This is a genomic window from Pseudomonas sp. SCPG-7 (assembly GCF_002156405.1).
GTDB classification, from domain to species: domain Bacteria; phylum Pseudomonadota; class Gammaproteobacteria; order Pseudomonadales; family Pseudomonadaceae; genus Aquipseudomonas; species Aquipseudomonas parakoreensis.
The window spans coordinates 1-6795 of the sequence record NZ_MVOO01000038.1 but is presented as its reverse complement, the minus strand read 5'-3'; the positions used below and the strand labels follow the sequence as shown (position 1 = coordinate 6795).

Below are 6795 nucleotides of genomic sequence, written 5' to 3'. Positions count from 1 at the left end.
CTCATACCGGCCTCGCAGCGACGAACGCTATTGGGGATCGCGCAACTGATCATGCTGGGAGAGCTGGCGGTGAATCGGGCGCTGGATAATCTGGAGTTGGCAGGCTAAGAAGACAGGCAAGAACCTGTGGTGAGGGGATTCATCCCCGATCGGCTGTGCAGCAGTCGTAGATCCTGAGCTCGCGGTATTCCTGAAAGATCGCAGTGACAGGTTTTAGGGCCGCTGCGCAGCCCATCGGGGATGAATCCCCTCACCACAATGACCTCGGCAAGAGCGGGGCAATCATTGGGTCGAGCATAAAAAATCGCCGCCCCGCTGCTGGGCATCGCACAGCTGATCATGCCCGGCGCGCTGGCGGTGTATCGCGCGCTGGATAATCTGGAACTTCGACTAAGGTCGGTAATGTTCGAGCGTGCGCTGTTGATTGACTGAGAGCGATCTACCAGTTTCTCCGCTCCTTTAAAATAAAGTTTTGACGCATGAAGCAGACGCAGAACGGCTACCGCAAGAAGCCTTCAAACTTTTCCAGAGAACGGAATACGCGTTGTTTTTCGATGAATCGAGCCCAAGCGGTGATGGATTGCTCTTGCGCGGCCACCACGCCGAAAGTGGTAGCAACGTGGCACAAGTGATTCACCTGTGCCACGCTACAGAAGGTCTGGAGCAATAACATAATGGTGGATAGAACGGAGCAACCACCGGGCGCTTCTGCTCATGGATTCAACCGTACATAGCCCAGATATCACCATTGTCCTTCTGGGTTGAGAGCGCTCGAACAGCATCTATTGGTATTTCAACGTCACGAACAAGCGACCAACTGCGAGCGTCATATACAGAAACGAAACTTCCCTCATAATTGTAGCAATAAACCAGTTCCCCATCAGCACTGAGAGTCAGCGACCTCACATGCATCTCAACTGTTTTCTTTACACCGTTGCTTACCGTATCGATAACAGTGATGCTGTCACCACCAAATGCGTAAAGTTCCTGGCCATTGGGGCTCAGTGCCAGATTCCACGGTGATTCTGCTGGTATATGCCTGACATTACCGTTGCTTGTATTGACAGCAAATACCCCTTGCGCCTCGCCACGCACCCCTAGGCAGCCAACGTAGACTTCATCTCTGAGTGGATTTAAAGCGATCGAAACTGCAACATTACCTACAGCGATTCTATTAACGACCTCCTGCGATTCTGCATTGACAAAAATCAGAGAACTTTTAACCAATCCTTCGTCCAGACCTACAACAAAAAGTTGCTTCGCATCATGACTTACTACCAGGCCGCGAACCGTGCCAACATAGGCTCCCATCTCCAACCTGTCCGATTCAACGTCGAGAATATAAATGTTGTCTTTAAACCCAGAGGCCAAATACAACAGTTTCTCGCTGGCACTAAAACCTCCAAGATACATATCTTCAGGACTGTAACGCTGGACAATCTTGCGCGTCTCAAGATCAATTTTATTAACCGATTTAGCGCTAGCAAACATGAATTTGCCGTCGGGACTGAACAACGTTTGCCTAAACCCTGGAGTAAAACGAAACACGTCATCGGCAATTTTCTGAGTACTTACACACGTCTCAAAACTCACATCAATGCTTGCATAAATGTGATCCTCTCCCGCATCCACCTCGAATCCTAGATGGGAAGGCGGCATGGTTTTCACCCGCAGGGAAGCTTGATGTGGGCTTTGCCGCAAGCCAACTCCCTTCTGCTCTACCTGATAGCAAAGCACGTGAACACCGTGAGGAAGCAGGTCGCCCCCCACTGAAAATCTGATGCCTGTGCCAGCCTCCCCGGACTTCAGTGTGTGAGTGGCAATTACTTTACCGTCCAGTACTAACTGAACTTCGCTGCCCACCTTCGCAAGTTTATCGCGCACTAAAACGCTCACCCCTTCACCCGGGTAAAAACCTCGTCTAGCAGCGCGGAGGTTTAGCGAGTCGGCTTGATTTTTCGTCCGTTGTTTACCTTGAACTTCAATGGAGAGGGCAGACGTTGCATCATCAATGATTACGCTCATGAGAAAATTCCTGTCGTTAGAGGAATGCCCATGAAGCGCCCACTGATGCATGGCCACAACTGTCAGACCTGACAGGTAAGTGTCGAAATCCGACAGACGGACAGCGCTTGATAGGGAACCAGGCACTGACGACTGGTTTCGTTTGACGTTACAGAAGGCGTACACCAACTGTGCGGCGCCAACGAGCAAGCAAACCGCAAATGTATAGCAGAGAAATGTGGCAGCTCAGTAGACTCTAGGAGTCTTCAACCATGATTAAACCAACAGCCACCCCCCCGCAACCGACACCACCGCCCCCCTACGAATCCTTCAATTCAAAAAAACTCCACGAAGCCGCCGACCGTGCCCTCGACTACTACCTCTGCCCGCCCGGCGCCACGCCGATTCAACGTAAAACCCGCTCGATGTACGCCGTGACCGCCGACTTCAAAAACGAAGAACTGCCGGCCGATGCCTGCGAAACACGCGCCTCAGCCAGAACCATCGCCAATGATTTCGCCCACCTCATACCGGCGTCGCAGCGCAGGACGCTGCTGGGCATCGCACAACTGATCATGCTCGGGGAACTGGCGGTGAATCGGGCGCTGGATAATCTGGAATTGCCGGGCTAAGAAGGCAGGCAAAAACCTGTGGCGAGGGAGCTTGTCGAATCGTCGCACCGTCCCGCTCGGCTGCGCAGCAGTCGTAAAACCCTGAACTCGGGGTATTTCTGAAAGATTGCAGTGACAGGTATTGGGTCTGCTGCGCAGCCCAGCGGGAGCAAGCTCCCTCACCACAATGACTGCGGCAAGAGCCGAAGTTTCATTGGGTCAGGTGGGGAGCTGGCGGTGAGTCGAGCGCTGAATAATCTGGAATTGCCGGGCTAAGAGGACAAGCAAGCCCTGTGGCGAGGGAGCTTGCTCCCGCTCGGCTGCGCNTGCGACGTCTCGCTAAACCCCCTCACCACAATGACCGGAGCGGCAGAAGACTGCGATCTTTTGACGTTGAGGGATCAGTCAACCTCAACCCGCCAATATAGCGACGAGCCCTGATTGATATCGCAAGCTGCCAACCTCCCCTCCGGTCGTTGTGAATGGTGCAGGTCCTGCTAAGTAATTGAGAGCGACCCACCGTTTTCCCAGATTCTTTTAGAGCATTTTTTTGGCGGCCGGAGCGGGCGCACGGCGGCTATGCCAAGCAACCTTCCTACTGTTGCATCGGGTGCAATCTTTCGCCTTTAGTCGTCACTTTGATCACCGTTCGTCGCCACCTGTCAGATCTGACAGGTGCGCAATTCCTCCAATCCGCGCTCAATAACTCCATCACCCAGCCCTCCTGACCGGAGTTCGCCAAATGTCCAGCCAAGCAGACCCTACCCCTCAAGCCCTCAGACCTCCGTATTTTCCGGCGCTGGTCAGCCTCAGCCCTGCCGAACACTATAACGGCGGCGTCCCCATCAGAGCCGTGGAAGGCGATCTGCAAGGCATCATCCCCGCCTGGCTGACCATGTCCATTGGTGATCATGCCGAAGTGTTCTGGGGTAATGACAGTGCAGCGGTTTGGAGCAAATCCATCGAGAACGACGCCGAGCTCAACCAGGATGTTGCTTTCACCATTGCCAAGGACCACGTGCTTGAGGGGGATGCCACGCCAGTCTTCTACCGGATCACGCGCAAGAACCAGACCCCGGAGGACTCGACCCCCGTCATGACCTTGCTGGTCAAACTCACCCGTCCCGGCGAGTACGATGACATTCCCGGCGATGACGGCCACTCCGATCTCAAGTTCTCCCTCTCCCATGACGAGGTCGATGAGACCCTGTCGCCCAGCGGGGTGACGATGCACATCGTGCCCTACCGCAACCTCACCCGATACGACCGCATTCTCGCCCGCTGGGGCAGCCAGCAAGTGGTGCATGTCGTTACGCCCCAGCAGGCCCAGGACCCGATCGGCCACCCGATCGAGGTCGTTTTCAGCCGTGCCGTTATCGAGGCGGCAGGAGACGGAGCGCGCGTGGCGGTGGCTTATCAGGTCATTGATCGCTGCGGCAACTACCCGGACGAGCGTGCGCCGTGGTCGGCGACGCGTCATCTATTAGTCGACCTGGAGGGCAATCGGCTGGACGAACCGCAGGTGCTGGTCAGCGGCATTCCAACCAATAGCATCGACCTCGATCAGCTCGGGGACGACGATGTGAACACCCGCGTGTACATCACCAAGGACGATTTTGCGGTGGGCGACAAGGTGCTCCTGACCTGGATCGGTACCCCGGCGCAAGGCTCGCAGATCATCGTCGGACCGCTGGAAAAAGAGGTGTTGTACGTGCCCTTCCAGCTCGATTTCACCATCCCCAACGCCGCCGTCAAAGCCATCGCCAAAGGCGCCGCCTCGGTCGGCTATGTGCGCCGTCGCAGCGGTGAAAGCGACCTTCCTTCGAAAAATGTCAGTGTCACGGTGATTGGCGACATCAGCCAGTTGGCCGCCCCTACCGTCGACGAAGCACCCGGCGGGACGTTGCCACCGGAAACCACGTGGGCAACCGTCAACATCCCTTGGTATCCCGGGCGCAATAGCAGTGACCTGATCAACCTGATCTGGTGGGCCCGGACGCCCGGCAACGACACCGTTTATTACGAAGATCCCCGTCCGGTCGGCAACGTAGCGGACAATCAGCCCGTCCTGCGCAGTGTGAGCAATGCCGAAATCCAGCGCTTCAATGGCCTGAACGTCAAGGTCTATTACATCGTCACCAACAGCGAAACGGGGCTGTTGAGCGTCCGCGAGTCGCTGCCGTTCATGATGCAGGTCGGCGTGCCCTTGCCGGCGTTCGACCGGCCGGAAGTCGAGGGCGCAGATGCCAACGACGTGCTCGACCCGGACAACGTGCCACCCACCGGCGCCACGCTGGTGGTGCCGTACCTCGGCACCCAGGACAAGGATCGCGTGAACTACCGTTGGCGCGGCTCCGCCAGCGGCGGCAGCATCAGTGATCATGTCGACCTGATCCCCGCCACCGCCGGCCGGCCGGTACGCATCACCGTGGATAAAAAATACGTGACCGCCAACCTCAACGGCACGGTGGTCGCGGATTACAGCATTCAGCGCGGCAACGTGCCGCTGGGGCAATCCCGGGAATTGACATTGCGCATCGGCACGGCGCTGACGGAGCTACCGCCACCGTTTCTTGTAGCACCGGCCATCGATCCGATTGATGTCCTGGCCTACCCGAACGGCGTGACGGTGCGCATCGAATTCCTTGAAGCATTGAGCGGCGACAAGGGACGTCTCGTGGAAGTAAACCCACCGGCAGGCTCGCCGCAGTTTCCACTGGTGGAGTTCAACAGCAACAAACGGGTGAACACGGTGTTGAGCCAGACGTTTCTCGCGGCAAGGCAAGGCAAGGAGATAAAGCTGCACTGGAATTTGAATCGCAATGGAGGGCAGGCAGGAAAGTCAGGTCTATTGGAAGTGAACATATTGAAGATTGCAGATGAGGACGCACGACTCCCTACTCCCTTCATCAATCGCGCCTCCGGCGACAATCTTGACGTAACGAAGCTAGAGCCAACAGACACAATATCTGTCACCCCCTGGCCGCACATCCCTGGCGAATTAATCTCGTTAGTACTGGAAGGGGAATATTTTGACGGCACTGATTTCGAATCGGAGCTGGTCAAAAACGAACCAACCACACCTCCCGGCTTCAGCACTCTTCTGCCGCTTGAAGAATTAAAAAAACTAAAAAACAACAGCAACCTCAACATTAAATTTAATACATCCACCGACACTTCAGGCGACTTGATAACAACCAAGTTCCCAGAGAGGAATTACAAAATACAAAACGCGATACTTGAAGAAAACTTCGATGAGGTACCGATCCAATCAATTGGCTTTAACGGAACAATCGAAACCCCAGCCATGACAATCAAATTATTATCCACCGCCGCGACACTAGAAATCGCAAAACTGGATACACTCAAGCCGCCGCAACCGAAACCTCCTGAACAGGAGGGGAAAATGTACCAGAATGTTTTGTATCTATGGTCAACTTCAGCTGCCAAAATCCTAATAACATTTAAAAAACCCTATTCATCGATTAGTTTTTGGTACAACCAGACAAAGTCGACTACCAAAGTAACTTTTTTTGGACCCAACAGACTTCTCCTTGGCACACAAAACTTTAAAAGTAATGAGGTACCCTCGCAGCTGGACAATATGATTGCCACTTATTCCGAAATAGTAGAAATGGAAATCTCAGGAGCAAATGACGCTTATTTATTAGACTGCTTCACATTCAAACTGTAGATAAAGATAGCAGACAGAGAAGGGTGATATTGCATCCAGAGAGTCACCCGATCTTCTGCGTATTAAGTGGAGGAGTTTAAAAGACACCTCCAGACACGCCTCCAAGGCTACACATCCTTGCGCCATTGCCTATAGCTACGCCAGAATCCGCCGGCTTGTGCGCCTTAGGGGCGGGTTCTATTGTGGGTAGGTCGCTGACAAATCAGCGATCGGGTCTCGCAGCCCGCTGATTTCTAAACGGACAACTTCCGTCCTCGTTTTATGGCGGCTGTACGTGGGAGACCTTTGGGTCTGCCGGTTCTAGAGTCCCGGTCTGCGACCCGCGTATAGCTGCCACCTCCCTTTCGTATCGCAGCGAAATGTGGCAGCTCCGTCGACTCTAGGAGCTTCACCATGATCAAACCAACACCCAACCCACCCGAAACCGACACCACCGCCCCATACGAATCCTTCAATTCAAAAAAACTCCACGAAGCCGCCGACCGT

The 6795-nt window shown here is 54.5% G+C and carries 4 protein-coding genes; 3 read left to right on the top strand and 1 reads right to left on the bottom strand.

Annotated elements, in window-relative coordinates:
* Positions 1-108: DUF6124 family protein (locus B1722_RS30240; RefSeq protein WP_371851409.1), on the top strand; the 108-nt coding region annotated here is incomplete at its 5' end.
* Between the two features lie 612 nt (positions 109-720).
* On the opposite strand, the gene B1722_RS28405 is transcribed toward B1722_RS30240, so the two are convergent.
* On the bottom strand, positions 721-2025 hold the full coding sequence (locus B1722_RS28405) for a YncE family protein (RefSeq protein WP_086795023.1): 1305 nt from the start codon (positions 2023-2025) through the stop codon (positions 721-723).
* Between the two features lie 251 nt (positions 2026-2276).
* On the opposite strand from B1722_RS28405, the gene B1722_RS28400 reads away from it, so the two are divergent.
* Both B1722_RS28400 and B1722_RS28395 read left to right on the top strand, forming a co-directional pair.
* Positions 2277-2636 (top strand): DUF6124 family protein, encoded by a 360-nt coding sequence (locus B1722_RS28400; protein WP_086795022.1) that lies wholly within the window; start codon positions 2277-2279, stop codon positions 2634-2636.
* Positions 2637-3357: 721 nt separating this feature from the next.
* Positions 3358-6309, top strand: coding sequence for a hypothetical protein (locus tag B1722_RS28395; protein ID WP_086795021.1), 2952 nt, complete (start codon positions 3358-3360; stop codon positions 6307-6309).
* Positions 6310-6795: the final 486 nt, after the last annotated feature.